The sequence below is a fragment of the Alloyangia pacifica genome (genome assembly GCF_003111685.1).
GTDB classification, from domain to species: Bacteria; Pseudomonadota; Alphaproteobacteria; order Rhodobacterales; family Rhodobacteraceae; genus Salipiger; species Salipiger pacificus_A.
The window spans coordinates 979543-1005951 of sequence record NZ_CP022190.1 but is presented as its reverse complement, the minus strand read 5'-3'; the positions used below and the strand labels follow the sequence as shown (position 1 = coordinate 1005951).

At 66.5% G+C, this 26409-nt stretch carries 28 protein-coding genes; 16 read left to right on the top strand and 12 right to left on the bottom strand.

The features are described 5' to 3' along the window. Window position 1: 1 nt before the first annotated feature. The 4 genes from CEW88_RS17620 to CEW88_RS17605 form a co-directional block, all read right to left on the bottom strand. Complete coding sequence (locus tag CEW88_RS17620) at window positions 2-1456, bottom strand: relaxase/mobilization nuclease domain-containing protein (RefSeq protein WP_108969336.1); 1455 nt, start codon at window positions 1454-1456, stop codon at window positions 2-4. Further along, a complete protein-coding gene (locus tag CEW88_RS17615; protein WP_108969334.1) occupies window positions 1453-1836 on the bottom strand; it encodes a hypothetical protein in 384 nt (127 codons plus the stop codon). Before CEW88_RS17615 ends, CEW88_RS17620 begins: the two co-directional genes overlap by 4 nt. 338 nt (window positions 1837-2174) lie before the next feature. After that, window positions 2175-2936 (bottom strand): ABC transporter permease, encoded by a 762-nt coding sequence (locus CEW88_RS17610; protein WP_108969332.1) that lies wholly within the window; start codon window positions 2934-2936, stop codon window positions 2175-2177. After that, entirely contained in the window at window positions 2933-3865 is a 933-nt protein-coding gene (locus CEW88_RS17605) for an ABC transporter ATP-binding protein (RefSeq protein ID WP_108969330.1), read from the bottom strand. The genes CEW88_RS17610 and CEW88_RS17605 overlap by 4 nt, the downstream gene beginning before the upstream one ends. A 235-nt stretch (window positions 3866-4100) precedes the next feature. Between CEW88_RS17605 and CEW88_RS17600 the strand changes: the two genes are divergently transcribed. Beyond that, window positions 4101-5105, top strand: coding sequence for a DMT family transporter (locus CEW88_RS17600; RefSeq protein WP_108969328.1), 1005 nt, complete (start codon window positions 4101-4103; stop codon window positions 5103-5105). 7 nt (window positions 5106-5112) lie between these two features. Here CEW88_RS17600 and hemE read toward each other — a convergent pair whose 3' ends face one another. Beyond that, the gene (gene hemE, locus CEW88_RS17595) at window positions 5113-6150 is read right to left on the bottom strand and encodes a uroporphyrinogen decarboxylase (protein ID WP_108969326.1); all 1038 of its coding nucleotides are present in this window, start codon (window positions 6148-6150) and stop codon (window positions 5113-5115) included. Window positions 6151-6257: 107 nt separating this feature from the next. On the opposite strand from hemE, the gene hemC reads away from it, so the two are divergent. Further along, window positions 6258-7232, top strand: a complete 975-nt coding sequence (gene hemC / locus CEW88_RS17590) for a hydroxymethylbilane synthase (RefSeq protein ID WP_108969324.1) — start codon at window positions 6258-6260, stop codon at window positions 7230-7232. 57 nt (window positions 7233-7289) lie between these two features. On the opposite strand, the gene CEW88_RS17585 is transcribed toward hemC, so the two are convergent. Together CEW88_RS17585 and CEW88_RS17580 are read right to left on the bottom strand one after the other, a co-directional pair. Continuing rightward, window positions 7290-7802 carry a DUF6446 family protein gene (locus CEW88_RS17585; RefSeq protein WP_108969322.1) on the bottom strand — a complete coding sequence of 171 codons (513 nt, stop codon included), beginning with the start codon at window positions 7800-7802 and terminating at the stop codon, window positions 7290-7292. Then, window positions 7799-8758, bottom strand: a complete 960-nt coding sequence (locus tag CEW88_RS17580) for a glycine--tRNA ligase subunit alpha (protein ID WP_108969320.1) — start codon at window positions 8756-8758, stop codon at window positions 7799-7801. Before CEW88_RS17580 ends, CEW88_RS17585 begins: the two co-directional genes overlap by 4 nt. Window positions 8759-8957: 199 nt before the next feature. On the opposite strand from CEW88_RS17580, the gene CEW88_RS17575 reads away from it, so the two are divergent. Next, window positions 8958-10784, top strand: coding sequence for a serine protease (locus tag CEW88_RS17575; RefSeq protein ID WP_108969318.1), 1827 nt, complete (start codon window positions 8958-8960; stop codon window positions 10782-10784). Window positions 10785-10890: 106 nt separating this feature from the next. Here CEW88_RS17575 and CEW88_RS17570 read toward each other — a convergent pair whose 3' ends face one another. Continuing rightward, window positions 10891-12180 (bottom strand): PQQ-dependent sugar dehydrogenase, encoded by a 1290-nt coding sequence (locus CEW88_RS17570; RefSeq protein WP_108969316.1) that lies wholly within the window; start codon window positions 12178-12180, stop codon window positions 10891-10893. Between the two features lie 185 nt (window positions 12181-12365). Here CEW88_RS17570 and dctP point away from each other — a divergent pair, with 185 nt between their 5' ends. From dctP to CEW88_RS24760, 5 genes are all read left to right on the top strand, one after another. Beyond that, window positions 12366-13379: a TRAP transporter substrate-binding protein DctP gene (gene dctP / locus CEW88_RS17565; RefSeq protein WP_108969314.1), complete on the top strand. Its 1014-nt coding sequence runs from the start codon at window positions 12366-12368 to the stop codon at window positions 13377-13379. A gap of 9 nt (window positions 13380-13388) precedes the next feature. Beyond that, entirely contained in the window at window positions 13389-13907 is a 519-nt protein-coding gene (locus tag CEW88_RS17560; protein WP_254694473.1) for a TRAP transporter small permease, read from the top strand. 29 nt (window positions 13908-13936) lie between these two features. Continuing rightward, window positions 13937-15226 (top strand): TRAP transporter large permease, encoded by a 1290-nt coding sequence (locus CEW88_RS17555; protein ID WP_108969312.1) that lies wholly within the window; start codon window positions 13937-13939, stop codon window positions 15224-15226. A gap of 16 nt (window positions 15227-15242) precedes the next feature. Continuing rightward, window positions 15243-15617 carry an OsmC family protein gene (locus tag CEW88_RS17550; RefSeq protein WP_108969311.1) on the top strand — a complete coding sequence of 125 codons (375 nt, stop codon included), beginning with the start codon at window positions 15243-15245 and terminating at the stop codon, window positions 15615-15617. Between the two features lie 88 nt (window positions 15618-15705). Next, a complete protein-coding gene (locus CEW88_RS24760; protein WP_193989074.1) occupies window positions 15706-15870 on the top strand; it encodes a hypothetical protein in 165 nt (54 codons plus the stop codon). A 143-nt stretch (window positions 15871-16013) separates the two neighbouring features. On the opposite strand, the gene ilvC is transcribed toward CEW88_RS24760, so the two are convergent. Beyond that, window positions 16014-17036 carry a ketol-acid reductoisomerase gene (gene ilvC / locus CEW88_RS17545; protein WP_108969309.1) on the bottom strand — a complete coding sequence of 341 codons (1023 nt, stop codon included), beginning with the start codon at window positions 17034-17036 and terminating at the stop codon, window positions 16014-16016. Between the two features lie 177 nt (window positions 17037-17213). On the opposite strand from ilvC, the gene CEW88_RS17540 reads away from it, so the two are divergent. The 3 genes from CEW88_RS17540 to CEW88_RS17530 all read left to right on the top strand — a co-directional run bounded on the left by CEW88_RS17540 (window position 17214) and on the right by CEW88_RS17530 (window position 19367). Then, entirely contained in the window at window positions 17214-17669 is a 456-nt protein-coding gene (locus tag CEW88_RS17540) for an Lrp/AsnC family transcriptional regulator (RefSeq protein ID WP_108969307.1), read from the top strand. Continuing rightward, complete coding sequence (locus CEW88_RS17535; protein WP_108969306.1) at window positions 17666-18121, top strand: Lrp/AsnC family transcriptional regulator; 456 nt, start codon at window positions 17666-17668, stop codon at window positions 18119-18121. Before CEW88_RS17540 ends, CEW88_RS17535 begins: the two co-directional genes overlap by 4 nt. Before the next feature lie 121 nt (window positions 18122-18242). Beyond that, entirely contained in the window at window positions 18243-19367 is a 1125-nt protein-coding gene (locus CEW88_RS17530) for an aminotransferase class V-fold PLP-dependent enzyme (protein ID WP_108969304.1), read from the top strand. 205 nt (window positions 19368-19572) lie between these two features. On the opposite strand, the gene CEW88_RS17525 is transcribed toward CEW88_RS17530, so the two are convergent. Further along, complete coding sequence (locus CEW88_RS17525; protein WP_108969302.1) at window positions 19573-20844, bottom strand: L-fuconate dehydratase; 1272 nt, start codon at window positions 20842-20844, stop codon at window positions 19573-19575. Next, window positions 20841-21377: a MaoC/PaaZ C-terminal domain-containing protein gene (locus CEW88_RS17520; RefSeq protein ID WP_254694472.1), complete on the bottom strand. Its 537-nt coding sequence runs from the start codon at window positions 21375-21377 to the stop codon at window positions 20841-20843. The genes CEW88_RS17525 and CEW88_RS17520 overlap by 4 nt, the downstream gene beginning before the upstream one ends. Window positions 21378-21487: 110 nt before the next feature. On the opposite strand from CEW88_RS17520, the gene CEW88_RS17515 reads away from it, so the two are divergent. Both CEW88_RS17515 and CEW88_RS17510 read left to right on the top strand, forming a co-directional pair. Continuing rightward, entirely contained in the window at window positions 21488-22285 is a 798-nt protein-coding gene (locus CEW88_RS17515; protein ID WP_193989073.1) for an IclR family transcriptional regulator, read from the top strand. 38 nt (window positions 22286-22323) lie between these two features. Then, the gene (locus tag CEW88_RS17510) at window positions 22324-23169 is read left to right on the top strand and encodes an amidohydrolase family protein (RefSeq protein WP_108969903.1); all 846 of its coding nucleotides are present in this window, start codon (window positions 22324-22326) and stop codon (window positions 23167-23169) included. Window positions 23170-23465: 296 nt separating this feature from the next. Here CEW88_RS17510 and CEW88_RS17505 read toward each other — a convergent pair whose 3' ends face one another. Beyond that, window positions 23466-23759, bottom strand: a complete 294-nt coding sequence (locus CEW88_RS17505) for a DUF1330 domain-containing protein (protein ID WP_108969299.1) — start codon at window positions 23757-23759, stop codon at window positions 23466-23468. A 373-nt stretch (window positions 23760-24132) separates the two neighbouring features. On the opposite strand from CEW88_RS17505, the gene CEW88_RS17500 reads away from it, so the two are divergent. The 3 genes from CEW88_RS17500 to CEW88_RS17495 all read left to right on the top strand — a co-directional run bounded on the left by CEW88_RS17500 (window position 24133) and on the right by CEW88_RS17495 (window position 26405). Continuing rightward, window positions 24133-24711, top strand: coding sequence for an OsmC family protein (locus CEW88_RS17500; protein WP_108969297.1), 579 nt, complete (start codon window positions 24133-24135; stop codon window positions 24709-24711). A gap of 86 nt (window positions 24712-24797) precedes the next feature. Further along, entirely contained in the window at window positions 24798-24968 is a 171-nt protein-coding gene (locus CEW88_RS24550; RefSeq protein ID WP_159099651.1) for a hypothetical protein, read from the top strand. Window positions 24969-25157: 189 nt separating this feature from the next. After that, window positions 25158-26405: a flavin-containing monooxygenase gene (locus CEW88_RS17495; protein WP_108969295.1), complete on the top strand. Its 1248-nt coding sequence runs from the start codon at window positions 25158-25160 to the stop codon at window positions 26403-26405. Window positions 26406-26409: the final 4 nt, after the last annotated feature.

Genomic DNA, 26409 nt, shown 5'->3' with positions numbered 1-26409 from the left:
ACTATCGCTCAGGCTCCGGACCTCTGTCTTCGGAAGTGCGCTTGTTTTGGCGAAGGCGCCGCAACCGCTCTTCGGTGCGATCCTGGGGCCGGGAAGGCGTCGATGACCGTGCGCGCAAGTCGTCGAGACGTTCCGCGTTGATGTCCTTTTGAACGTCCGGCTTCCTTGGTGCGGGCTGCGGCTGAACAGGTGGCGTTCTTGGCTTGGCATGTTCGAAGGAGGGCATTGCCCTTGGTTCCTGTCCACGCTTCATCAGACGATAGTTAGCCGCATCGAAGTGCAAGTCACGCAAGGCTTGAGCGTGCCGTGATCGCATCGCTCTGATTTCGAACTGGAGGGCGTGGCGTTCCTGAAGCTGTACCGCGATCATGGCTTGCCGCTGTTCCTGATCGCGCCGCAACGCCCAAAGGGCTTCGATTTCATTCTGCTTTTCCAGCTTTGCGCGCTGGCCGCTAAGGCGATCCCAAAGCCCGCCAAAGCCTTTGCGGAAACGCTCGGCGCGATTACGTGCCTCTTGCTCGGCCCGCGCTTTCTGACCGAGATCGAGCTTCATGCGCTCATGCGCATGGCTGCGCGCCATCGCAAGGCGGCGCTCTTCCAGCAGCTCCTTGTCGGCGGCAGCGGAGGTGCGAGCCTCGTCCATGTGCGATTTGATGCGCGGCAGGATGTCTTCGCCGATCCGCTTTCTTGTGTCTTCGACGCTTCGCAAGTCTGCCGGGTCGCCGACCCGGGATTTCAAGTCCTTCGCCTTGATCCCCGTCGCACGCGCGATGGAGATGACTTCGCCCTCGAAGGTGACAGCGACATGCCCGCGCCGATCCCCTTTGGCGAGATAGAGCCCACGCTCTTCGAGCGCATGGGCGAAAGTGCGACCGGAGTCAGACGTCGCCCAGGCTTCTTGGATCATCTCTTTCAGGTCTCCGGCATGACGACCCATGCGTCTGGCTTGCTGCCATTCATCCAGAGAGAAGTTGCGCGGATCGCGGTCTTTCGGATCGATCAGGCCGCGCGGCATCTGCCAGCCGTTTTCGAGGTAGAGCTGACGCGAGACCTCCCGCAGCTTGTTCTTGTAAAACGACATCGGCTTGGCCGTCATGGTCTCGGCATCGATCCGGCTCCAAACGGCATGGCAGTGCCGACGCCCTTCCTTTTCATGGAAGATCACGATGCGCGGCTGGCCGGTAAGACCGTTCTTTTCTTCAATGGCCGAGAGGGCCGTTTCGAAGGTCTCAACGCGGACATTTTCCGTTTCGGGCGGGTTCAAAGAGACTGAGAAGAGATACTGGCTGCACTTCGTGCCTTTCGCTGTGGCTTCCGCCTCGCGAAGAGCGCCGATGACATCTTCGGCGACGAAGCCTCGTATCTCATGCAGTTCGACGTGCTCATTTTCTTCGGTCTTCAGCAGATGAAGCCCGAGCTGTTTTGCACTTCCGCGCTGTGAGCCTTTCAAGATCATGACGGCTCACTGTCCGTTCGGTGTCCGAGCGCCCGCAGCAGTTCGCGGCGCATCAGTGCGATGTCCGCACAGGCGCGGCGGATATCGCGTTCCGTATCCGGCATCATCGGCAGCGTGCCGATGTTCGCAGCCTCGGCGAGTTGATTTAGGTTGTTCGCGAGCTTGGACTTGCCGAGCATCGCGAGCACCTGGGCGAGCTTTTGTTCGTCCTTGATCGGACGGCGCTTGCGGGAGCGGCCACGCCGCCCGCCGCCGCCTTTGCCATCGAAAACCTTGCGCTTGATGTACGAGCCAAGCGGTTCGCTTCCGGCAAGCTCTTCGAGCCTTGCGCGCTCCTCAAAGGTCAGTCGTAGAGAGAAAGGAGGGCGTTTGCTTGTCATCCGGCCACCCCGCAGGCGCCTTCTTCGAGGTCATCTGCGGAAGTGAGGAGGGCCTTAAGCACCTGATTCCATTGGAAGAGAACATTGAATAAGGTGTTCGAACTTTCTCCTCCTAGGTGCGCCATAATCTTTTGATCTGTAGAAACTCCCCAGCCTCTCGAAGCGGAAGGTCGTGTGGGCGCTTTGGCGCCCTGTTTCCGCCCGTGCTTCAAGGCCCGACACTGCGACAATCAACACGCGTGCGGCCTTTGCGGTGCAGGTTAGGCGTTCGTCCCGGGCAAGCAGCGCTTGAGAGCGCGCTTACCTGGAAAAGCCCTGGAGGGCCGCAAAGACCGAGCTCAGCTGCGCAGGCGCCAGCCGGTGCGGAATATCCACCAAATCACCGCAAGACAGAGCCCGGTGAAGGCGGCGATGGCCAGCAGGCTCAGGCCAATCGGCACGTCGGCCGTCTCGAAGAAGGCCCAACGGAAGCCCGAAATAAGGTAGACCACCGGGTTGAACAGCGTGATCGTCTGCCAGATCGGCGGGAGCATGGAGATCGAGTAGAAGCTGCCCCCAAGGAAGATCAGGGGCGTGACCACAAGCAGCGGCACCAGTTGCAGCTGCTCGAAGTTGCCCGCCCAGATGCCGATGATGAAGCCGAGCAGCGAGAAGCTGATGCAGGTGAGCAGCAGGAAGGCCACCATGGCCAGCGGGTGCGCCACGTGAAGATCGACGAAAAGGTTGGCCGTGGCGAGGATCACCACGCCGATGAACAGCGCCTTGGTCGCCGCCGCCCCGACATACCCGATGACGATCTCGAGAAAGTTCACCGGGGCCGAGAGCAGCTCGTAGATCGTGCCGATGAACTTCGGAAAGTAGATGCCGAAGCTGGCATTGGAAATCGCCTGGGTGATGACCGAGAGCATCACCAGCCCGGGCACGATGAAGGCGCCGTAGCTGACGCCTTCGACCTCGTCGATGCGCGAGCCGATGGCGGCGCCGAAGACCACGAAATAGAGAGACGTCGAGATCACCGGCGAGATGAAGCTCTGCAGCAGCGTGCGGAAGAAGCGGGTCATCTCGTAGCGGTAGATGGCCCAGACACCATAGAGGTTCATGCCTCAGACTCCTCTTTGTGGACCATGCTGACGAAGATCTCCTCAAGCGAGCTCTGCCGCGTCGAGACGTCGCGCACGGCGATGCCCTCGGCGGCGAGATCGGCCATGAGCCGGGCGATCCCGCTGCGCTCGGCGGTGCTGTCGTAGCTGTGCACCAGCATGTCGCCTTGCTCCTCCAGATCGAGGCCGCGGCCTTGCAGCACCGGCGGCAGGGCGCTGAGCGGCGCATCGAGCGAGATGCGCAGCTCTTTGCGGCCGAGCCGTGTCATCAGGCTCTGCTTTTCCTCGACCAGCAGGATGCGGCCGTGGTTGATCACCCCGATGCGGTCGGCGATGGCTTCGGCTTCCTCGATGTAATGGGTGGTCAGGATAATCGTGGTGCCCTGCGCCTTGAGACCGGCGACGATTTCCCACATGTCCCGGCGCAGCTCGACATCGACGCCGGCGGTGGGTTCGTCGAGGAACAGCACCCTGGGCTCATGCGCCAGCGCCTTGGCAATCAGCACGCGGCGTTTCATCCCGCCCGAGAGCGCTCGGATCGGCGTGTCCTTCTTGTCCCAGAGCGAGAGGCGGCGGAGCACGTCCTCGATCAGCGCGTCGTCGCGCTTCAGCCCGAAGAGCCCGCGTGAGAAGCGCACGGTATTGATCACCTTCTCGAAGGGTTCGAGGTTGATTTCCTGGGGCACCAGGCCGACCAGCCTGCGCGTCTCGCGGTAGTCGGTGATCACGTCGTGCCCGCCGACCCGGATGTGCCCGCCGGTGGGGGTGACCAGCCCGCAGATGATCGAGATCAGCGTCGTCTTGCCCGCGCCGTTGGGGCCAAGGAGCGCGAGGATTTCGCCTTCCTCGATGGCCAGGTCGACGCCCTTCAGGGCCTCGAAACCGCCGTCGTATTTCTTTGTGACCTGTGCCACCTCGACCATGGGCATGGGATGATCTCCGCGTGATGTGAGCGCAAACCTAGGTCCGCCAGCGCAAAGCGCAACGTGCGATACCGCAGGGATGACTGTGCGGCGGAGGCCTGCTGCCTGTTTCCGTCAGGATCGGCGGCAAGACCCTGTCGAAGAGGTGTGCCACGTCCTCAATTCGCCAAGCCCTTAAAAGGGCACTGGGGTTGCGAGGTTGCATATGGCGCTTGCGCGCGGGCCGCGCTAGAGCCGTGTCATGACACTCGCCGCATCACCCACCAGCCTTCACCGCCCCGGCCTTGGAATCGCGCTGATCTGCGCGGGCGTTGCGGGGATCTCGATCAACGACATGCTGATCAAGCTGCTCTCGGGCGGCTATCCTCTGCACCAGATCGTCGCGACGCGCGCGGCGGTCGGCCTGTGCATCATCCTCGTCATGCTCAAGCTCGAGGGCGGCTGGAAACTCCTGCGCAGCGATACGCCGCTGCTGCACCTGGCGCGCGGTGTTCTGGTGGTGCTCGCCAACATGAGCTTCTACGCCTCGGTGGCGATCATCCCGCTGGGGCAGGCGACGGCCCTCTTCTTCGTGGCGCCGCTCTTCATCACGCTGCTCTCGGTGCCAATCTTGGGCGAGAAGGTGGGGCCGTGGCGGCTCGGCGCGGTGTTTGTCGGTTTTCTTGGCGTGGTGGTCATGCAGCAGCCCTGGGCAGAGGCGCCTGCGGGGGCCGAGGCCTCGCGGCTGGTGCTGTTGCTGCCGGTGATCTCGGCGCTGCTCTATGCGCTTCTTCAGGTGCTCACGCGCAAGCTTGGTGTCACCACCCGGGCTTCGGCGCTGGCGGTGCACCTGCAGCTGATGTTCCTTGTGGTCTCGGCGGGGTTCTACCTCGTGGCGGGCGACGGGCGCTACATGGACGCCTTCGAGAGCGAGGCCGCCCGCTTCCTGCTGCGCCCCTGGGTGCTGCCGAGCGCAAGCGACGCGCTGGTCTTTCTGACGCTTGGCTGCATTTCGGGCTTTGTCGGCTACGCGCTGAGTGCCTCCTACCGGATGGCCGACGCGGCGGTCATCGCGCCCTTCGAATACGTCGGGCTGCCGCTGGCGATCTTCTGGGGCTGGGCGATGTTCGGCGAATGGCCGGTTCCCGCGACCTGGATCGGCTGCGCGCTGATCGTCGGGGCGGGGCTTGTGGTCTTCCTGCGCGAGCGGGCACGGGCCCGTCCGCAACCGGGACGGCGGCGCGGAAGCACCGCCGTCCGGCGCTGAGGTCAGATCAGGCCGTCACAGTGCTGCGCACGGTGTCGATCATCAGTTGAACGTTCTCGGGGTCGGCGTCGGGGGTGATGCCGTGGCCGAGATTGAAGATGTGCGGCCCCTTCGAGAAGGCCTTCACCACCCGCTGCGTCTCGCGCACCAGCGCGTCGCCGCCGGTGACCATGTGCGATGAGGCAAGGTTGCCCTGCACGCAGCCCGCGACTTGCACGTGCTCGGCGGCCCATTCGGGGCTCACACTGTCGTCGACCGCGACGCAATCGGCGCCGGTGGCCTGATGGAAGCCGATGTAGCCTTCGCCCGCCTGGCGCGGGAAGGCGATGACCGGCAGGCCGGGGAAGCGCGCCTTCATCTCCTGGGTGATGATGCGGGCGGGCTCCAGCGCGTACTTGCGGAAATCATCCCCCTCGAGCGATCCGGCCCAGCTGTCGAAAAGCTTCACCACCTCGGCGCCGGCCTCGACCTGCTTGGTCAAATACTCGATGGTGCCCTGCGTCAGTACGTCGAGGATTCCCTCAAAGAGCTTGCGGTTTTCGGCTTTCAGCGCATGCGCCGGGCCCTGGTCCTTGGTGCCGCGCCCGGCGATCATGTAGGTGGCGACGGTCCAGGGCGCCCCGGCAAAGCCGATCAGCGTGGTCTCGGACGGCAGCTCGCGCGAGAGGATCTTCACCGTCTCGTAGACCGGGTTGAGGGTGTCATGGATCGCGCCCACAGGCTTCAGCGCGGCGAGGTCGGCGTCGGTCTGGATGGTCGAGAGACGCGGACCCTCGCCGGTGACGAACCACAGGTCGAGCCCCAGCGCCTGCGGCAGCAGCAGGATGTCGGCGAAGAGGATCGCCGCGTCGAAGTTGTAGCGGCGGAGCGGCTGCAGCGTCACCTCGGCGGCAAGCTCGGGGTTGTAGCACAGCGACAGGAAGTCCCCGGCCTGGGCGCGGGTGGCGCGGTACTCGGGCAGGTAGCGCCCGGCCTGGCGCATCATCCAGATCGGCGGGGTGGGCAGCGTCTCGCCGGCCAGCGCGCGCAGGATCGTCTTGGTCATGGGAACCCCCGACTGTCTCGTGTCATTCAAGTCTCTCTCTTGGGGGCGGCAATATGTCAAAACGGCCCCCATTGCCACAGCTCCTCCCGCGACATAAAGCTCGGCCCATGACAATCGAGACCCCCATCGCCCTGCCTTCGCCCGACGCCCCCCTCAAGATCGGCACCCGCGGCTCACCGCTGGCGCTGGCGCAGGCGCATGAGACCCGCGACCGGCTGGCGGCGCATTTCGACCTGCCCGCCGAGGCCTTCGAAATCGTCGTGATCAAGACCACCGGCGACGACCGCGCGATGATCGCCGCGGACCGGCCTCTGAAGGAGATCGGCAACAAGGGGCTGTTCACGAAAGAGATCGAGGAGCAGCTGATGTCTGGCGGCATCGACATCGCCGTGCACTCGATGAAGGACATGCCGACCGAACAGCCCGAGGGGCTGATCCTCGATTGCTACCTGCCGCGCGAGGACGTGCGCGACTGCTTCATCTCGCCCTCGCATTCGGCCATCGCCGAGCTGCCCGAGGGGACGGTTGTCGGCACCTCGTCGCTGCGCCGCCGGGCGCAGCTGCTGAGCCGCCGTCCCGACCTGCAGGTCGTCGAGTTCCGCGGCAACGTGCAGACGCGGCTGAAAAAACTCGAAGACGGCGTCGCCGCCTGCAGCTTCCTTGCGATGGCTGGACTTAACCGGATGAACATGGCCGGCGCGCACATGACGCCCATCGCCCCCGAGGATATGCTGCCCGCCGTGGCGCAGGGCGCCATCGGTATCGAGCGGCGCACCGACGATGCGCGGGTGGCCGAGATGCTGAACGCGATCCACGACCGGCCGACCCAGTTCCGGCTCGACGCCGAGCGGTCCTTCCTGCGCACTCTCGACGGCAGCTGCGAGACGCCGATTGCGGGGCTGGCGCTGCTCGACGGCGATGCGCTCTGGCTGCGCGGCGAGATCCTGCGCCCCGACGGCAGCGAGGCCCTGTCGGGCGAGCGCCGCGGTCCGATCACCGAGGGCGTGCGCATGGGGGCCGATCTGGCGCGCGAACTGCTGGAGCGGGCGGGCGAGGGGTTTTTCGACTGGAAGGCGGGCTGACAGGATCAGACTGGGCGCGGGCCGGATGCGGTTTGCGCCCAGTCTCTTGTCTCTGGCTTATCTCTCCGGGCAGTCCTCGCCGAGCGGCGTGCCGTCATAGGCCTTGTCGCCGCATTCGTTGATCTCTTCCCAGATGTAGCCGCGGCCGTCCTCGGTGATCGCCACAACCCGGTCGATGCCGAACTCGATGTTGCGCCGCGAGGTGTAGACATGCGCCGTGCCCGCGGCGATCTGCGCGCCGATGGCCTCTGCGTCAAAGCAGCCGAACCAGTCGGGCGCATTGCGCGGCTCGGCGCCCTCGTAGCGTTCGAACACCGGGTCGAGCGTGTCCGGCCGCTCCGACGTGGTGAAGCAGGCGCGGTATCGGATCGGCGAGGAAGAGGCGTCAATCCCCTCGAAATCGCGGAACGGGATGTCGCGCGGCTCGCCGCGGTCCTGCGGGGTGAGCACGACGCGCGCCTCGTCCTCGGGCAGCGGAGCGTAGAAATAGTAGACCTGCGCGTAGTAGACGACCGCGCCAAAGATCAGCGCGGCCGCGACGATGAAAATGCCAAGGACCTTGCCGCTCACGCGGCACTCTCCGCGGCCTCGGGGGTCCAGCCGCCCGCCTCGGTGCTGACGAAGGCGTCGGCGCATTTCTTCGCGAGCGTGCGCACCCGGCCGATATAGGCCTGACGCTCGGTGACCGAGATCACGCCGCGCGCGTCGAGCAGGTTGAACAGGTGCGACGCCTTGATGCACTGATCGTAGGCCGGGTGGGCCATGACGATGCGCCTGCCGGTCTTGGGATCGTCATGGGTCCGCGCGAGGATCGCCTCGCACTCGGCCTCGGCCTCCTCGAAGTGGCGCAGCAGCACCTCGGTGTTGGCCACGTCGAAGTTCCAGCGCGAGTACTCTTCCTCGGTCTGGCGGAAGACATCTCCGTATTTCAGCGCGATGGGCGCATCCGGGTCGTTGAACGGCATCTCCATCACGTGGTCGATCCCGAGCACGTACATCGCCAGACGCTCGAGCCCGTAGGTCAGCTCGCCCGACACCGGGTGGCAGTCATGGCCGCCGACCTGCTGGAAGTAGGTGAACTGCGATACTTCCATGCCGTCGCACCAGACCTCCCAGCCAAGGCCCCAGGCGCCGAGCGTCGGGCTTTCCCAGTCGTCCTCGACGAAGCGGATGTCGTGCAGCGCCATGTCGATGCCGATCGCCTCGAGGGAGCCGAGGTAGAGTGCCTGCAGATCCGGCGGGCTGGGTTTGATCAGCACCTGGTACTGGTAGTAGTGCTGCAGCCGGTTCGGGTTCTCGCCGTAGCGCCCGTCGGTGGGGCGGCGCGAGGGCTGCACATAGGCCGCGGCCCAGGGCTTCGAGCCGAGCGCGCGCAGCGTGGTGGCCGGGTGGAAGGTCCCGGCGCCCACCTCCATGTCGTAGGGCTGCAGCACGGCGCAGCCCTTGGCGGCCCAATAGGTCTGCAGCCGCAGGATGATCTCCTGGAAACTGCGCGGCTTGCTGCTGTCGCTGCGGATCTCGCTCATGGCATCTTTCCCCTTGCGCGCCGCCTGTGCGGGCGCCCGTCGTCCAATGGTCGGCTGCCTGATTATGCGTGCAACGGTCAAGCGTCAATGCGCCAGCCTGACCATCTTTTGAGATGACGCGAGCGGGGGGTCTGTTACAGAGTCCTCGCAGAAAACAAGAGACGATCACAAGACCGGGGCCCGAGGAGCGAGTGAAGCCATGTTCAGATCCATTCTTTTAGCAGGCACTGCGGCCATCATGCTGGCGCAGGGCGTTGCGGCGCAGCAGGGCGACGTGGTCTATATCCAGATCGAGGCCCAGCCCAGCCTGAACGAGGCCGAGGCGCGCCTACGCGACTATGCGGGCGGGTTGCGCGACGTGAACGGCTTCTCGCTGGGTGGCGGCTGGTACGGCATTGCGCTCGGGCCCTATGATCCCGAGGTCGCCGCCGAGCAACTGCGGAACCTGCGCGCCGCGGGACGCATCCCGCGCGATTCCTATCTTGCCGCTGCGGGCGAATACGGTCGGCAGTTCTGGCCGGTTGGCGCCGGTATCTCCGGCAGCGCCAACCAGCCGGCGGTCACCGCCGCGCCGCTTGATCCGGCGCCGACCGGGCAGGCGAGTGCGGAGCAGACCGCCGCGCTCGCGGATGGGCTCGCACAGGACCTCGACGAAACGCCTCGGGAGGCCGCCACCGCCCCCGCGGCAGCGCCCGAGATTCCCGAAGAGACCGTCTCAGAGGCGCGCCGCAGCGAAGCGCAGCTCAGCGCCGCCGAGCGCCAGCAGCTGCAGGTCGCCCTGCGCTGGTCGGGCCATTACGACAGCGCCATTGACGGTGCCTTCGGCAATGGCACCCGCATGGCCATGGGCGCCTGGCAGCGCGACAACGGCTACGAGGTCACCGGCATCCTCACCGCCCGCCAGCGCGCCGACCTTCTGGGCGAATACAACGCGGTGCTCGAAGGGACCGGCATGCAGCAGGTCAGCGATGCCCGCGCCGGCATCGCCATTGAGCTGCCGATGGGCATGCTGGAGTTCGACCGCCACGAGGCGCCTTTCGCCATCTACAAGGGCAACGGCGCGCTCGAGGGCGCACAGGCTTTGCTGATCAGCCAGCCCGGCGACCGGAAGACGCTGAACGGGCTCTACGAGATCCTGCAGACGCTGGCGATTGTCCCGGTGAACGGCGCGCGCAGCCTGCGCCGCGACGGCTTCACGCTCACCGGCGAGAATGCGCGGATCACCAGCCACACCGAAGCGGTGTTGCAGGACGGGCAGATCAAGGGCTGGACGCTGGTCTGGCCGGCTGGCGACGACGCCCGCTTCGAGCGCGTCGTCAACGTGATGAAGACCAGCTTCCGCGTCACGCAAGGCGTGCTTGACCCGGCCTCTGTCAGCGATGACGGCCAATCGCTCGATCTGGTCTCCGGCCTGCCGATCCGCAAGCCGCGCGAGACCGTGGCGGGCTTCTTCGTCGACGCGCGCGGCACGGTGCTGACCTCTGCCGCCGCCGTGGCGGGCTGCGGCCGGCTCACCCTCGATGGCAGCTACGACGCGCAACTCCTCCAAAGTGATGCGGGGCTCGGCGTGGCGCTGCTGCGACCAACGGCAGCACTCGCGCCGCGCGGTGTCGCCCGACTGCGCACCGACATGCCCCGGATCAACTCCGAGGTCGCTGTCGCGGGCTTCCCCTACGGCGGCGTGCTCAGTGCGCCGACGCTCACCTTCGGCGCGCTGGAGGACAGCAAGGGCCTTGGCGGCGAGGAGACTCTGGCGCGGCTGGCGGTCGAGACGACGCCGGGAGACGCGGGCGGGCCGGTGCTCGATGGGGGTGGGGCTGTGGTCGGTGTGCTGATGCCGCGCGACGCGGGGGCCAAGCAGCTGCCCGAGAACGTGGCCTTCGCCACCGAGGCTTCGGCGCTTCTGGCCTTCCTGCAGGGCGCTGGCATCCCCGGCACCGCCTCGCAGGGCGAGGGGATCATGGCGCCCGAAGATCTCACCGCCGCCGCCCGCGACATGACCGTGGCTGTCAACTGCTGGGAATGATCGGGGCGGGCGTCTGCCCGAGGGCAGTTTCCCGCAAACATGCCTGCGGAATGCGAAGAGGGGGGCGGCGCCCCCCTCTTTTTCTTTCCGAAAACTGGCCCGCGCTTCAGGCCGCGGTCACCCGCCAGATGATGTCGCCCACGTCGTCGGCCATCAGCAGCGACTTGCCGTCCGGCCCGATGCAGACCCCGACCGGCCGACCATAGGAAACGCTTTCGTCCTCGGCCAGGAAACCCGAGAGGATGTCGCGCGCCGGCCCCGAGGGCTTGCCGTTCTCGAAGGGCACGAAGACCAGCTTGTAGCCGCTCAGCGTCGAGCGGTTCCACGAGCCATGCTGGCCGATCACCATGCCGTCCGGGAAGCCGGGCAGGGTGCCCTCGGGCATCCAGCACAGGCCCAGCGAGGCGGTGTGCCCCCCAAGCGCGTAGTCGGGCTGGATCGCGCGGGCGACCCGCGCCGCATCCTGCGGCACGCGGTCGTCGACGATCTGCCCCCAGTAGCAGAAGGGCCAGCCGTAGAAGCCGCCGTCCTGCACCGAGGTGAGATAGTCCGGCGGCGTCTCGTCGCCGAGCCCGTCGCGCTCGTTCACCACGGTCCAGAGCGCGCCCGTCGTCGGCTCCCAGGCCATGCCCACGGGGTTGCGCAGACCCGAGGCAAAGACACGGGACTCGCCGGTCGCCAGGTCCAGCTCCCAGATCGCGGCTCGGCCTTCCTCGGCCTCCATGCCCTCGTCGGCGATGTTGCTGAGCGAGCCGACGCCGGCGTAAATCTTCGTCCGGTCGGGTGAGACGATCAAGCTGCGGGTCCAGTGGCCGTGCGGCTTGAAATCGACCAGCTTGCGGCCTTCGCCGGTGAGCCGGACCGCGCCCTCCTCGTAGGGGAAGGCGACGATGCCGTCGGTGTTGCCGACGTAAAAGGTGCCCTCTACCAGGGCCATGCCGAAGGGCTGGTTCTGGTTCTCGAGAAAGATCTCTCGCTGTTCGGCAACGCCGTCGCCATCCGCGTCGCGCCAGAGCGTGATCCGGTTGGCGCTGGTGCCGAGCGCCCGGGCGCGGCGCATGGTGGCATGCATGGCGCGGTCGAAGAGCGTCTTCGGCGGGCGGCCCTGCTGCATCGCCTCGGCGACCAGCACGTCGCCGTTGGGCAAAACCTCGATCCAGCGCGGGTGCAGAAGCTCCGAGGCAAAGGCGTTGACCTTCAACCCCGGCGCGGGGGTTGGTGTGTGGCCCGGCTCCCAGCCTTTCGCGGTCGGCATCTTGAGGGTCATGATTCCCTGTTTCTTGGCCTCCGGTATGCTAGGATTTGAGCCGAATGCCTGTGTGCCCGGCGCGCTTGCGCGCCGAAGTAGAACCATCGTGCCGCCGATCATCGCGGTCACGCGTGCCATGAAATCCATGTCAGCCCCCAGTCAATGTTTGCGCGAACATAGCGCAGGCAGGGCAAAGGGCAAAGGGGTCCCGCGACGTTTGCACGCACCCGCACTGGGGAAGTATTCCCTAGGGTCAACTACTTGCGGCCATTGTATGCGCCGTCATTTTCTTTAACGAGCGGCCCTGTAATCGGCCTAGAGGAGAGACGCCAATGACCAACCGCATCCGCACCGCGCTTCTGGGCACCGCCCTTGCCGGCCTTGCCGCGACCTCGACCATGGCCGAGGAATGGCGCCTCAACAACTTCCTGCCCGAAACCCGGCCGGAGACCGCGCAGATCGAGCAATTCGCCGACGAGGTGAACACGGCGCTCGCAGACCGAGACTTCAAGCTGACGGTCTATAGCGGCGGTTCGCTGGGCCTCAAGAACACCGATCTTCTGCGCGTGCTGCCGCGCGGCGCGGTGGAAATGAGCCTGATGTGGTCGAACTACCTCGGCCGCGACGCGCCGGCGCTGAGCTCGGTCTTCGTGCAGGGGGCGATCAGCACAGTTGACGAGCTGAAAGCGGTGCTGCCGGTGGCGCAGGAGATCTACGAGGAAGAATACACCGATTGGGGCGTGACCACCGTCGGCTTCGTGGCGATCCCGACGCTCTCGGTTTCGGTCTTCTGCCGCGACGAGCCGATCCAAACGCTCGAGGACCTCAAGGGCGTTAAGCTGCGGGTCTGGGCGCGCGAGCAGGTCGAGACCTTCACCAAGCTCGGCGTCGCCGCGCAGATCATCCCGCAGGAAGAGACCTATGTGGCGCTGAAGACCGGCGTTGTGGATTGCGCGCTCTACCCGGCGCTCTACGCCAGCACGATCTCGCTGCAGGAGGTGACGAACTACGCCTCTTTCCTCTATCCGATGGCCTCGGCGCCCTACACGCTGGGCGTCGCCACGGACACCTGGGAGTCCACCGACCCCGAGATCCAGACGGCGATCACCACGGCGGCGGATGCGCTCTGGGAGCACACCAACCAGTACGACAAGGACGCCGAGGCCGAGATGGCCGCGCGCGAAAAGCTCGGCGAGATGGGCGTTACCTGGGGTGAGGACTTCCCCGAGGAAGACCGCGCGCAGTTCATGGAGGCCGTGTCCGAGACCTGGCAGATGCTGGCCGAGGAAGCCGGCGGCAACGCCATGGACTATCGCGCCCGCGTGCTCGAAGCGCTTGGCCGCTGATCCGCAGCGATGGGGGCGCTGAAACACATGCTGTCGCGGGGGCTGGAGCTTCTGGCCCTCGCCATGGCGCTGCTGGCCGCCGTGGCCATGGTGGGGATCGTCGGGATTATCACCACCAGCGTCATCATGCGGCGGTTCTTCAACAGCCCGGTGCATATCACCGAGGACATGGTGGGCCTGATGTTGAGCGCCATGCTCTTTCTCGCCATGCCGCTGGTGACCCTGAGAGCCGAACACGTGCGTGTCTCGATCGTCGCCGATGCCCTGCAGAGCCGCATCCCGAGGCTGCTGCGCACCGCCGCGATGCTGGTGGGGGTGGTCTTTTTCGGCTGGATCCTACTCGAGTCGATCCCCTGGTTCGAATTCGCCTGGAAACGGACCCTCAAGTCCGAGACCGCCCGCGTGCTGCTCTATCCGTGGATGGCGGCGCTGCCGCTGTCGGTGGCGGTGACATGGGTGATCTTCGCCGGGCGGCTGCTCGGCCTGCTTGCGCCGGAACGGCCGCACGCCCCGGAGGAGTTGCAGTGACCAAGCCCCCCGCAAAGGACAGGTAACCCATGTTCTGGACCACGCTGATCGGCGTCATGGTGTTCTGCGCCTCGACCGGAGTCGCGCTTGGCGCGGCGCTCGGCCTCACCGGGCTGGTGCTCCTGCACGTCTATTCCAACGGTGCGACCTCTTTGGCGGTGGATGCGATCTGGAGCGTTTTCAACTCCTTCACCCTCAGCGCCGTGCCGCTGTTCATTCTGCTGGGGGAAATCTTGCTGCACAGCGGGGTGAGCAACCGCGCCTATTCCGCCTTTGCACCGCTCTTCCGCCGTGTGCCCGGCGGGCTGCTGCACACCAATATCGCGGTCTGCACGCTTTTCGGCGCGGTCAGCGGCTCGAGCATGTCGACAGCCGCCGCCGTGGGGTCTGTCGCCTATCCCGAAATGGTCCGGCGCGGTTATGACAAGGACGTCATCGTCGGCAGCCTCGCGGGGGGTGGCACGCTGGGGCTGCTGATCCCGCCGAGCCTGTCGTTCCTGATCTATGGCGCGCTCACCGAGACCTCGATCGGGCGGCTCTTCATGGCGGGCATCCTGCCGGGGCTGATGATCGGGCTCATGTTCATGGGCTACATCCTCGTCAAGGCGCTGCGCCATCCACAGATCGCTCCGCGCGACGAGAGCGGGCTGCCACTGCGCGACATCCTGCGCGGCTTCAGCCAGGTCTGGCCGCTGCTGATCCTGATCTTCGCGGTGATCGGCAGCATCATCGGCGGCATCGCCACCCCGACCGAGGCCGCAGGGCTCGGCGTGGTGCTGGCGACGGTCATCTCCTTCCTTTGGGGCGACCTCACGCTGCGCAAGCTGCTTGACGCGATCTTCCATTCGACGCTGCTTTTCGCCGCGATCGGCTTTGTGGTGCTTGGTGCGACGATCCTCGCGCAGTCGGTCAGTATCCTCGGCATCCCGCAGAAGATTCTGAGTGCTGTCGCGGAGAGCGGGTTGGGGCAGTACAGCATCCTCATGATCGTGGTGCTGATCTACCTGCTGCTCGGCTGTTTCTTCGACGGGCTGTCGCTGATGATCATGACGCTTCCGGTGGTCTTCCCGCTGCTGACCGGGCTCGGCTATGATCCGATCTGGGTCGGCGTGCTGATCACCATCGTCATCGAGATCGGCCAGGTGACGCCGCCGGTGGGGCTCAACCTCTCGGTGCTGTCGAGCCTGACCAAGAACGAGATCAGCCTTGGCCGGGTGGCGACGGCGACCGTACCCTACTGGCTCATTCATCTTTTCGCGCTGGTGGTGCTGACGATCTTCCCGGTCATCGCGCTCTACCTGCCCAACCTGTTGTTCTGAGGAAAGGTTTTCTCCCATGGCCCTGAAACTCCGTCCCAAGCGCTTCGGCCCGGTCTCGGTGCTCTTCGACCCCGAAGGTTCGGTGCGCTTCGTCTCGGGTGAGGGCGGTGAGCCGCTGCCCCATCCTCCCTATGACAAGCCGGTGCTGACCCTGATGGCCTCGGTGGCGCATTGCCTCGTGGAGTCGCTGCGTATCGTCGCCAAGCGCGACGAGGTGGCTCTGCCCGCCTATGCAATCACCGTGATCGCCGAGAAGGCCATCGACGCGCCGGGGCGCCTGCAGTCCATGGTCTGCCGCATCGAGGGCGAGCTCGACGCCGAGATGCTGCGCGAGGCCAAGTCCATGTGCACCGTCAGCAATACGCTGAACTGCAAGATCACCCTCGAGTGAGACCGCCATGTGCCCCCGGCGCGGCTTGTGAAGCCTTGCCGGATGGGGCATGTGACATCATCTTCGTGGCAACGGAAAGGATCGTGTCATGGACTACAGCAAGATGGGCGGCGGACGCCCGGGCTCGAACAAGCCCAAGTTCAGTGCGGAAGACCTCAAGCGCGAGGGCAAGGCCGGCACTGGCGGCAAGGCCAGCAAGGAAGAACTCCTCGCGCGCATGAAGGCACAGAACGCGGCAAAGAAGAAGGACTGACCCTTCAGGGCGGTCCCGGGGCGGTTCGGGGGAAGTCCGGGCGCGGCCCAAAGCGCGCGCGTCTCGCGCGACTCACATTGCCGGACCCCAAAAGAAAAAGGCGCGGGAAGTCCCGCGCCTTTCGTCTGTTCGGGAGGCCCCGATCAGTTCTTTGCCTTGTCGACCATCTTGCCGGCCGAGATCCAGGGCATCATGCCGCGCAGCTTGGCGCCGGTGGCTTCGATCTCGTGCTCGTCGTTGGCACGGCGCGAGGCCTTGAGGGTCGGCTGACCCACGGCGTTCTCGAGCATGAAGTCGCGGACGAACTTACCCTGCTGGATGTCGGTGAGGACTTCCTTCATCGCCTTCTTGGTCTGCTCGTAGGGCAGGATGCGCGGGCCGGTGACATACTGGCCGTACTCGGCGGTGTTCGAGATCGAGTAGTCCATGTTGGCGATGCCGCCCTCATAGATCAGGTCGACGATCAGCTTCACTTCGTGCAGGCACTCGAAGTAGGCCATTTCCGGCGCGTAGCCGGCTTCCACAAGCGTCTCGAAGCCGCAGCGGATCAGCTCGACAAGGCCGCCGCAGAGCACGGCCTGCTCGCCGAAGAGGTCGGTCTCGCACTCTTCGCGGAAGTTGGTCTCGATGATGCCCGAGCGGCCGCCGCCGATGGCCGAGCAGTAGGACAGGCCGATCTCAAGCGCCTTGCCCGAGGCGTCGTTGTGAACCGCCACGAGGCAGGGCACGCCGCCGCCCTTGGTGTATTCGCCGCGCACGGTGTGGCCCGGGCCCTTCGGCGCCATCATGATGACGTCGACGCCGTCTTTCGGCTCGATCAGGCCGAAGTGCACGTTGAGGCCGTGGGCGAAGGCGATGGCGGAGCCTTCCTTCAGGTTGTCATGCACGTACTTCTTGTAGGTCTCTGCCTGCAGCTCGTCGGGCATGGTGAACATGATCAGGTCGCACCAGGCCGCAGCTTCCGCGATGCCCATGACCTGCAGGCCTTCGGCTTCGGCCTTCTTGGCCGAGGGCGAGCCTTCGCGCAGGGCGACGACGAGGTTCTTGGCACCCGAGTCGCGCAGGTTCAGCGCGTGGGCGTGGCCCTGGGAGCCGTAGCCCAGGATGGCCACTTTCTTGTCCTTGATCAGGTTGATGTCGCAATCACGATCATAATAGACGCGCATGGGTCTTTTCCTTCCTTGGTGCAGCCTTGCTGCGGGTCTTGGTACGGGCGGTTTGTTGCGCCGCGTGGTTATGAGACGCAATTTACGTAGCTCGCGGCGATAAGGCTTGCGTTTTTCTTGAGTATTCTGCGGAAAGATGAAAGATCATTCTCAGAATGACTAATTAACGGCGAAATCATGCTAGACGACACAGACCGGCGCATCCTGCGCCAGTTCCAGGCCGTACCTGACCTGCCCGGGGCCGAACTGGCCGAGCGGGCAGGGGTCACGCCCTCGACTCTGGCGCGGCGGCTGGCAGCCATGCGCGAGAAAGGCGTGCTGCGCGGCACCCGCGGGGTGATCCACTGGCCGGCGCTTGGCTACGAGCTCGAGGTCTCGCTGCGCGTGGCACTGGACAAGACCGTCGCCAGCGCCTTCGACGAGTTCCTCGCGGCAGCGCGGCAGGTGCCCGAGGTGATCGAGATCCAGACCTTTCTCGGCTCGATTGACGTCCGCCTCGCGGTGATCGCGCGGGACCTGACCCATTACCAGCAGCTCTACCGGGGCCGGATCCTTACCTTGCCGCATATCTCGGACATCGAGGCGCTGATGCATGTGGCGCTGGTCAAATCCGACGAAACGGTTCCGCTATGATCGACATGGACGATACCGACCGCGCGCTGGTGCTGGCGCTGGCCAAGGACGCGGGCGCGAGCGCAGGCGCGCTGGGGCGCGAGCTCGGACTGTCGCAGCCTGCCTGTTGGCGGCGCATCCAGCGCCTGCGCGAGGCGGGCGTGTTCCGCAAGCCGCGGCTCGATCTCGACCTCGAGGCACTGGGGTTCGGCGTGACGGTCTTTCTCGGCGTGAAGCTGGCCACGAAGGGGCGGGTCAGCCTCGAGGACTTCGAGCGTGCTGTTTCGGCCATTCCCGAAGTGCAGATCGTCGAGCACGTGCTGGGCGCCTTCGACTACCGCCTGCGGGTGGTGGCGCGCGACATTCCCGATTTCGAGCGGGTGCTGCGGCGGCGGATCATGACCCTGCCTGGAGTGGGGCGGGTCGAGGCCAATGTGGTGCTGACCGAGGAGCGGCGGCCCGGGCCGCTCTGATCCCGCGCCGGGTCTGCTCTGTGTCTGCTCTGTGTCTGCTCTGGGTCCCGCGACCATCGGAGGTTTTGCCAATCGCCGCGCAACGCGCTAACCCCTTGCGCAACAGCAAAGGAGTATGCCCATGGCGCTGCGCAAGGATGTGGACCCCAGCGGTCTCGACGAATTCTCGGTGGTCTTTACGGATCGCTCGCTCAACCACATGTCGGGGGCCTTCCAGCAGGTGATGCGCGACATCACGGCAGGGCTGCGCGAGGTCTATGGTGCCGACGGGGTGGCGATCGTACCCGGCGGCGGCACCTACGGCATGGAGGCCGTCGCGCGCCAGTTTGGACGCGGCGCCAAGGCGCTGGTGGTGCGCAACGGCTGGTTCTCCTTCCGCTGGAGCCAGATCTTCGAGGCCGGCGGCTTCGGCGGCGAGGTCACCGTGATGAAGGCCCGGGCCACCGGCAACGGCGCACAGGCGCCCTTCGCCCCGGCGCCGATTGAAGAGGTGACCGCCAGGATCCGCGAAGAGCAGCCCCACATCGTCTTCGCCCCGCACGTTGAGACCGCCGCCGGGATCATCCTGCCCGACGACTACGTCACCGCCCTCGCTGCGGCCGCGCATGAGGTCGGCGCGCTGATGGTGCTCGACTGCATCGCCTCGGGCTGCGTCTGGGTCGACATGAAGGCGACCGGCGTCGACGTTCTGCTTTCCGCGCCGCAGAAGGGCTGGAGTTCGACCCCTTGCGCAGGCCTCGTGATGATGTCCGAGCGCGCGCTGGCGCGTCTGGACGAGACCACCTCGGACAGTTTTGCGCTCGATCTGAAGAAGTGGCGCCAGATCACCGCGGCCTACGAAGCGGGCGGCCATGCCTATCACGCCACCATGCCCACCGATGGCCTGCGCATGTTCCGTGACGCGATGGAGGAAACGCGGGAGTTCGGCTTTGCCGAGGCCAAGGCCGCGCAAGTCGAGTTGGGCCGCAAGGTGCGCGAGATGCTGGCGTCGAAGGGCGTGGTCTCGGTGGCCGCCGAGGGCTTTGGCGCGCCGGGGGTGGTGGTCAGCTACACCTCCGACCCCGAGGTGCAGTCGGGCCGCGCCTTTGCCGAGAGGGGTACGCAGATCGCCGCCGGCGTGCCCCTGCAGGTGGACGAGCCCGCGGGCTTCTCGACCTTCCGCCTTGGTCTTTTCGGCCTCGACAAGCTCAAGGACGTCGACGCCACCGTCGCGCGGCTGGACAAGGTGCTCGGCGAAGTTCTCTGAGATGCGCCGGGATGCGCCCTTAGGCGCATCCCGTTTACAGGCCGTAGTGCCGGTGGGGTCTCGGCAGTCGGGCAAGCTTATCTCCGGCGCGGCGCCGTTGGGCCGCCGGGGGAGTGCCCGGCTCACAATGAGTCCGGGATCGTTCCGGAGATCGATCAACGACGGCGGCGCAGGGATCGCGCCGCCGCGCATCACATGCGGCGGCTCAGCCCAAGGCGAAATCGCGGCGCTTGCGTTCCTTGATCTCGATCGAGAAGCCCGGGGCAGAGGGGGCCAGGTAGGCCCCGTTCCGCACCACGCAGGGATCGGTGAAATGCGTGTGCAGGTGGTCGACGTACTCGGTGCGCCGGTCGTCCTTTTCGCCGCAGACGGCGATATAGTCGATCATGCTCAGGTGCTGGACGTATTCGCAAAGCCCGACGCCGCCCGCGTGCGGCCAGACCGGCAGCCCGGCCTTGGCGGCCATCAGCTGCACGGCAAAGACCTCGTTGAGCCCGCCGAGCCGGCAGGCATCAATCTGCACCACGTCGATCGCGCCCGAGGCGATGAACTGCTTGAACATCACACGGTTCTGGCACATCTCGCCGGTCGCCACCTTCACCGGCGAGATGCGCTCACGGATCGCCTTGTGGCCGAGGATGTCGTCGGGGCTCGTCGGCTCCTCGATGAACCACGGCCTGGCAAAGGACAGGCGGTTCACCCAGTCGATCGCCTGGGGCACCTCCCAGACCTGGTTGGCATCGATCATCAGCGTGACCTCGGGGCCCAGTTCCTCGCGGAAGATCGTAAGGCGCCGGATGTCGTCGTCGAGATCGCGGCCGACCTTCATCTTCACATGCGTGAAGCCCTGCGCGCCGGCCTCGCGGCAGAGCCGCCGCAGCTTGTCGTCAGGATAGCCGAGCCAGCCCGCCGAGGTGGTGTAGCAGGGGTAGCCCTCGTCGAGCAGCGTGGCGATGCGGTCGGGCTTGCCGCGCGCGGCTTCCTGCAACAGCTCCAGCGCCTGCGCGCGGTCGAGAAAGTCGGTCATGTAGCGGTAGTCGGGGATGCGGGCGAGGTCCTCGGGGCTCATCTCCGACACGAAACGCCAGACGGGCTTTCCCGCCTCGCGCGCCATGAGGTCCCAGACCGCGTTGACCAGCGCCCCGGTTGCGAGGTGGATGACGCCCTTCTCCGGGCCGACCCAGCGCAGCTGGCTGTCGCCGGTGATCTCGCGCCAGAAGGCGCCGGGGTCGGCGCGGATGTCGTCGGTGTCGCGCCCGATCACCTGCCCCTTCAGCGCCTGGATCGCCGCCACGCAAAGCTCGTTGCCGCGCCCGATGGTGAAGGTCAGCCCGTGACCCTCGTGCCCGCCGTCTGTTTCAAGCGTCACGTAGGCCGCCGAGTAGACGGGATCGGGGTTCATCGCATCGGAGCCGTCGAGGCCGCCTTCCGAGGGGAACCGCAGGTCCCATGTTTTCAGGCCGGTAATACGCGTCATGCCTCAGCCTCCTTTTTCTGAACGTTGTGGATGTGGTCTCGGGCCAGCAGCAACGCGTCCCACGGGTTGTCCCCCTCCACGGTCTCATAGCGCTTGCCGGACTGCGGGCGCCCGGGGTCATCCTGCGCGCGCGCGGCGGTGACGCGGGTCCGGGTGGGATCGGCGATGACGACGGGGCGGACGAAGCGCAGCGGGTCGTGACCGCAGGAGAAGGCGAGCAGGTTGATCTCTGTCGCCGTCAACCCGACGCCGATGGAGAAGATCATCGCGTCACGACAGATAGGGCCACCGAATTCTGAGGTCGCCCTGGACTCGGCGTCCATGTGATGAGGGAAAAAATCGCCGCTTCCCCCGGCGTGGACGAAAAAAACGGTCTCGGGCAGCGTGCGGCCATAGCGCTCGCGGACCTCGCCGACCTCGATCTCTGCAAGGTGGCGGGGGCGGCGCTTTCCAACGCGCGCACCTCTGCCGAAGCGGTCGTCAGATCGTCCATGGTTCTCCTTCCTGAGAATCCGCGAGAGGCAGTCGCTCACTTGTGGATAGTCTATTCATATACAAATAGAACGGGCGCTACCTGTCAAGGAATTCCACTGGAGACGCAGGTCGTATTCTTATATGAATGATCCAATTCACAGAGAGCAGCATGACCGACACCAATGACCGCTACCGCGCACCGGCGCTGGACAAGGGGCTCGATATTCTCGAGCTGCTTGCCGGGATCGAGGGTGGGCTCACCCAGGCCGAGATCGCCAAGGCGCTCGGCCGTTCGCCAAACGAGTTCTACCGGATGCTCGAGCGGCTCGCTCGCCGCGGCTATGTCGCCCGGGTCGAGGGGGACCGCTACGCGCTGACCCTCAAGATGTTCGGCATGGCGCAGTTCCACGCACCGACCCGGCGGTTGGCGTCCCTCGCGACACCGCTGCTGCGCGATCTGGCCGCCCGCACGCGTCAGGCGAACCAGCTCGTTGTCTTTGATCGCGGCAGCGCCGTGGTCATCGCCCAGCAGGAGGCGCCGGGCTACTGGGGCATCTCGATCCGCGTTGGCAGCCACTTAAGTCTTTTTGACACTGGCTCGGGCAACGTGCTGCTGGCCTTTGCCAGCCCCGAGCGGAGGCGGGCCATGGTGGCCGAGAACAGCGACACCGGCGCCCCGGCCCGCGAGATCCCCGCCGAACTGGAGGCCCGCTTCGAGATCGTTCGCGCCCGCGGGTACGAGGTGAAACCCTCGGCGCAGACAGTGGGAGTCACCAACCTCTCGGCCCCGGTGCTGGCGCCGAGCGGCGAGGCCATCGCTGCCGTCACCATTCCCTACCTGCCTCTGGTCGACCGCGAATCCGCGCCCAGCCCCGAGCAGGCAACCGAGGCGCTGGTCGAGACAACGGCTGAACTGTCGCGATTTGCCGGATATGGGGTGGAGGGGGAGACATTTGCATCTGAATGATCCATTCTTGAGTGAATGACTCGCTCACGGAGGAGCAGATGCAAGACCCCGCCATTCTGGACAGCCACCTTCACCTCGTGCGCCGGGACCGGCTCGATTACCCGTGGCTGTCCGGTGCCCCGGAGCTCGACCGGGATTGGCTGCTCGAGACTTACGCCGAGGAGGCCCGGCGCATCGGAATCGGCGGCGCGATCCACATGGAGGTGGATGTCGCCGACGCGCGTCTGGAAGACGAAACCGCCTGGATCGAAGAGCTCGCCGCCAGCGGCACCTTCCCGATCCGCGGCGCGATTGCAGCGTGCCGCCCCGAGGCGCCGGACTTCCCGGCTTACCTCGAACGCTCGGCCGCGCGTGCGCTGGTTGTCGGCTTCCGCCGCGTGCTGCACGTGGTGCCCGACGAGGTCTCGCAGGGCGATCTCTTCCGGCAGAACCTCCGCCTGCTCTCTGGTCCCGATCTGCCCTTCGATCTCTGCGTGCTCGCCCGGCAACTGCCGCTGGCGATCCAACTGGTGGACGCCGCGCCCAACACCCGTTTCGTGCTCGACCATTGCGGCGTGCCGGATATCGCGGGCGGGCAATGGGACACCTGGGCGCGCGATCTCGCCGAGATCGCCAAACGACCCAACGTGTCGGCCAAGATCTCGGGTGTCGTCGCCTATGGCGGCGCGGGCTGGACGCTGGACGAACTGGCCCGCTGGGTCAGCTACACCGCCGAGACCTTCGGCCCCGAGCGCCTCTGCTGGGGCGGCGACTGGCCGGTGAACACGCTGGGCGGCGGGCTCTCCACCTGGGTGGCCGCCACCCGCGCGATCTTTGCCGGCTGCAGCGCCGAGGAGCGCGCCGCGCTCTATGCCGGGAACGCGGCGCGTATCTGGAAACTCTGAGCCTCGGAAGGTCACAGCGAAGAGCTTGTCGAGGTCGTCTCTGGCGACCTCGACCTTCCCATGCTTCAGAGCGCCGTTGATGCGCTCCGAGCCTTCCTGCCGGAACGGCGTGTGGCCATGGTGGCGGGGGCACGGGCTCGCGGTCATCTGGCGCTCATTCTTTCGGGGAGATTTATCCTCGCATACGACTGAATGCGTCGCTCTAGGTGCGTCCGGCCCGATGGCGCGGGGCTCATAGGAACGCACGCGGACCCCGTAGTCGGGCCCCGCGTGCGGACTGCGTTCAGAAGGCCCTGTCAGCCCAGATCACCCGCGAAGATCACCAGCTCGCGCGTCGCCGCCCTCAGGGCGAAGGCGCGTGCGGCCTGGTACTCGGGGTCGTCGTAGCAGGCCTTGGCCAGGGCGAGGCTCTCGAACTCCACCAGCAGGATTCGCGATTTGTCCCCCGCCTCGACCAGCGCGGGCGCGTCGTCGCCGCGGCGCACCCTGGCGCCGTATCTTGCCGCGATGGGCGCCCAGAGGCGCCCGTAGTCCGCCTGCGCGTCGGCGTCGGTCACGTCGGTGCCGAGCACCAGCCAATAGCCTTTCATCGGGGTCATCCTTCCCTGTTCAGATCGTGTCGCGGCAGGTCTAGCGCGGCGGGTCCAGCGCGGGAAGGGCCGGGCGGCAGGAGGGCGCAGACAAAGACCTCACGCATCCGCAGCGTGTCTTCGGGCATCCGGTCGATCGTCACCCCCGGCGGGCGGTCATCGCGAGGCCCGGGGCGAGCCCGCTTCGGGTAAGATGCCCTGCGACCAGTCGGCGCAGGCCGCCGCGACCCGATCGGCGTGATGGTCCCGGCGTGAAACGAATGAAACAGCCCGCGCAATCGGCCTGAAACGCGCGGCCGTCAGAACTTCTGTCCATCGGAAGGGCTCAGCGCCCAACGAGTTCACCAGACCCCAAATGGACAGGAGTTCAGACATGACCACCCAGACCCTCGAGAAGCCCGCGAAGACCGCCATGAACGGCGTCGACGTCCCCACCTTCCTCGCCACGCTCGGCGTGGTCGGCGAGACCCCCGAGATTGCACTGTTCACGTTCCGCGCCGCCGGAGAGTGGCTCTCGGCGACCCACAGCCGCACCGCCTTCACCGGCTTCCACGGCGCCATGCAGGATATGCAGCATCGCCGCGACTACGCCGTCGAATGCGATCACCCGCAGGTGCTCTGCGGGGCCGACAACGGCGTGACCCCGGTCGAACTGCTGCTTGCCGCGCTGGCTTCCTGCATCACCGCGGGCATCGGCAATATCGCCTCGATCCGCCAGGTGAAGCTGCACGCGGTCGAGACGAAGATCGAGGGCGACATCAACCTCAACGGCATCCTCGGCCTCGACAAGTCCGCCCGCAACGGCTTCACCGGCGTGCGCATGGCGGTCTCCATCCGCGGCGATGCTCCGCAGGAGACACTGCGCGAGATCGTCGAGCAGTCGGTCGCCCGCTCCGCGGTCTTTGACGTGCTGAGCAACGGTGTGCCGGTCTCGGTCGAGATGGCCCCCTGAGCCCCCGCGACGCCTCCGTGACAGACCGCCCGCGCCATCCGGGGCGCGGGCCAGCGCTTTCAACCCTGCCTCCAGAGGAGAGACCCATGCCCCGATTCAACGCCCCCGCCGTCAAGCCCGGTTACGGCTCCGGCTTCGACCACGTCGCCCTGCGCGACACCATCGACGACTTCCGCACTTGGTGGGACCGCAGCTGCCTGCTCGTCCACGCGCCGACGATCCCATCGAAGGAGAGTTCGATGCCGATGGCTGCCTGAGCCCTGCAGAGCCCCCTTTCCACGCCTCCCTTGGTCCTCCCTGACGGCCCGCCGCCCTGCGCTGCGGGCCGTTTGCTTTGCGGCGGGGGAGCGGCGGGCTGAAACAGTCGAAACATCAAACCCCCTATCGCGAGGCATGGGCGAAACGCGGGGCGGGCAGTCTTCGGAAAACCGCAACGGAGAAACCCGATGAGCACTGCCACCAACGTCCTGATCCTCGGCGCCGGCCAGGCCGGTCTCGCCCTCAGCTGGTCCCTGTCGCGCCGCGGCATCGACCACATCTTGCTCGAGCGCGGACGGGTTGGCGAACGCTGGCATTCCGAGCGTTGGCCGGGGCTGCACCTGCTGACACCCAACTGGATGAACCGCCTGCCGGGTCCCTGGTCCGAGGATGCCCCCGAGGACTTCATGTCCGCCGCCGCGTTTGCCGCCCGCCTCGAGAGCTACCGCGCGGCGATCTCGGCCCCGGTGGTCACGGGCTGCGAGGTGCAGTCGGTGACGCGCGAGAACGGCCGCTTCCGGATTGTCGCGGGCGGGCGGCAGTGGTTCTCCCGGGCGGTGGTCATCGCAACCGGCGCCTGCGACCTGCCGGCGGTCCCGGTCTGGGCCGAGGCCCTGCCGAAGGAGATCACCCAGGTCGTGCCGACGCGCTACAAAGGCGCCGAGGCTCTGCCCGAGGGCGGCGTGCTGGTCGTCGGTGCCTCGGCCACCGGGGTGCAACTGGCCGCCGAGATTCAAGCCTCGGGGCGCCCGGTGACACTGGCGGTGGGCCGCCATGTCCGCGCGCCGCGCCGTTACCGGGGTCGCGAGGTCTTCGAGCTGCTCTCGCAAAGCGGCTTTCTCGGTGCCTCGCGTCCCGAGAACGCCGACCCTGCCCATCTGATGGCGCTGCCCTCGCTGCAGCTCACCGGCTCCGGCGGTGGCGGGGCACTCGGTCTCGACCACCTGCGGGCCATGGGCGTGCGGCTGGTGGGGCGGGCGCTGCGGGCGGAGGGATCCGTGCTGCAGCTCGACCCTGAACTCGGAGCCGAGCTCGACGCGGGCGAGCGGCGGCGGCGCAAGCTGCTGACCCAGCTCGAGACCCATCTCGTCGCGACCGGGAGCCTGTTGCCCGCTGATCCGGAAGCCTGGCGGGCGCCGGATCTCCCGCGCGCCGGGCCACAGAGTCTCGACCTCTCGGCGCAGGGCATCCGCACGGTCGTCTGGGCGACCGGTTTCCGCCGCAGCTACCCGTGGCTGCACCTGCCGGTGCTGAACGCCGCGGGCGAGCTGGACACCAACCGCGGGATCACCGCCGTGCCCGGGCTCTACGCGCTCGGACTGCCGTTCCTGCGCCACCGGGCCTCGGCCTTCATCCATGGGGTCGGACGCGATGCCGAAGACCTCGCCCCGATCATCGCCGCCGGCTTGCGCCGGGGCAATCAACTTGCCGCCTGACAAA

Excerpts from the sequence above, each read along its gene's own strand:
- CEW88_RS17525 (WP_108969302.1), bottom strand. The coding sequence starts at position 20,844 with ATGACGCGTATTACCGGCCTGAAAACATGGGACCTGCGGTTCCCCTCG.
- CEW88_RS17555 (WP_108969312.1), top strand. The coding sequence starts at position 13,937 with ATGTTCTGGACCACGCTGATCGGCGTCATGGTGTTCTGCGCCTCGACC.
- CEW88_RS17500 (WP_108969297.1), top strand. The coding sequence starts at position 24,133 with ATGACCACCCAGACCCTCGAGAAGCCCGCGAAGACCGCCATGAACGGC.
- CEW88_RS17530 (WP_108969304.1), top strand. The coding sequence starts at position 18,243 with ATGGCGCTGCGCAAGGATGTGGACCCCAGCGGTCTCGACGAATTCTCG.
- CEW88_RS17560 (WP_254694473.1), top strand. The coding sequence starts at position 13,389 with ATGGGGGCGCTGAAACACATGCTGTCGCGGGGGCTGGAGCTTCTGGCC.
- CEW88_RS17495 (WP_108969295.1), top strand. The coding sequence starts at position 25,158 with ATGAGCACTGCCACCAACGTCCTGATCCTCGGCGCCGGCCAGGCCGGT.
- CEW88_RS17580 (WP_108969320.1), bottom strand. The coding sequence starts at position 8,758 with ATGAGCGAGATCCGCAGCGACAGCAGCAAGCCGCGCAGTTTCCAGGAG.
- CEW88_RS17610 (WP_108969332.1), bottom strand. The coding sequence starts at position 2,936 with ATGAACCTCTATGGTGTCTGGGCCATCTACCGCTACGAGATGACCCGC.
- dctP (WP_108969314.1), top strand. The coding sequence starts at position 12,366 with ATGACCAACCGCATCCGCACCGCGCTTCTGGGCACCGCCCTTGCCGGC.
- hemC (WP_108969324.1), top strand. The coding sequence starts at position 6,258 with ATGACAATCGAGACCCCCATCGCCCTGCCTTCGCCCGACGCCCCCCTC.
- CEW88_RS17620 (WP_108969336.1), bottom strand. The coding sequence starts at position 1,456 with ATGATCTTGAAAGGCTCACAGCGCGGAAGTGCAAAACAGCTCGGGCTT.
- CEW88_RS17515 (WP_193989073.1), top strand. The coding sequence starts at position 21,488 with ATGACCGACACCAATGACCGCTACCGCGCACCGGCGCTGGACAAGGGG.
- CEW88_RS17575 (WP_108969318.1), top strand. The coding sequence starts at position 8,958 with ATGTTCAGATCCATTCTTTTAGCAGGCACTGCGGCCATCATGCTGGCG.
- CEW88_RS17550 (WP_108969311.1), top strand. The coding sequence starts at position 15,243 with ATGGCCCTGAAACTCCGTCCCAAGCGCTTCGGCCCGGTCTCGGTGCTC.
- CEW88_RS17510 (WP_108969903.1), top strand. The coding sequence starts at position 22,324 with ATGCAAGACCCCGCCATTCTGGACAGCCACCTTCACCTCGTGCGCCGG.
- CEW88_RS24760 (WP_193989074.1), top strand. The coding sequence starts at position 15,706 with ATGGACTACAGCAAGATGGGCGGCGGACGCCCGGGCTCGAACAAGCCC.
- CEW88_RS17600 (WP_108969328.1), top strand. The coding sequence starts at position 4,101 with ATGACACTCGCCGCATCACCCACCAGCCTTCACCGCCCCGGCCTTGGA.
- ilvC (WP_108969309.1), bottom strand. The coding sequence starts at position 17,036 with ATGCGCGTCTATTATGATCGTGATTGCGACATCAACCTGATCAAGGAC.
- CEW88_RS24550 (WP_159099651.1), top strand. The coding sequence starts at position 24,798 with ATGCCCCGATTCAACGCCCCCGCCGTCAAGCCCGGTTACGGCTCCGGC.
- CEW88_RS17540 (WP_108969307.1), top strand. The coding sequence starts at position 17,214 with ATGCTAGACGACACAGACCGGCGCATCCTGCGCCAGTTCCAGGCCGTA.
- CEW88_RS17615 (WP_108969334.1), bottom strand. The coding sequence starts at position 1,836 with ATGACAAGCAAACGCCCTCCTTTCTCTCTACGACTGACCTTTGAGGAG.
- CEW88_RS17535 (WP_108969306.1), top strand. The coding sequence starts at position 17,666 with ATGATCGACATGGACGATACCGACCGCGCGCTGGTGCTGGCGCTGGCC.
- hemE (WP_108969326.1), bottom strand. The coding sequence starts at position 6,150 with ATGACCAAGACGATCCTGCGCGCGCTGGCCGGCGAGACGCTGCCCACC.
- CEW88_RS17570 (WP_108969316.1), bottom strand. The coding sequence starts at position 12,180 with ATGGATTTCATGGCACGCGTGACCGCGATGATCGGCGGCACGATGGTT.
- CEW88_RS17605 (WP_108969330.1), bottom strand. The coding sequence starts at position 3,865 with ATGCCCATGGTCGAGGTGGCACAGGTCACAAAGAAATACGACGGCGGT.
- CEW88_RS17505 (WP_108969299.1), bottom strand. The coding sequence starts at position 23,759 with ATGAAAGGCTATTGGCTGGTGCTCGGCACCGACGTGACCGACGCCGAC.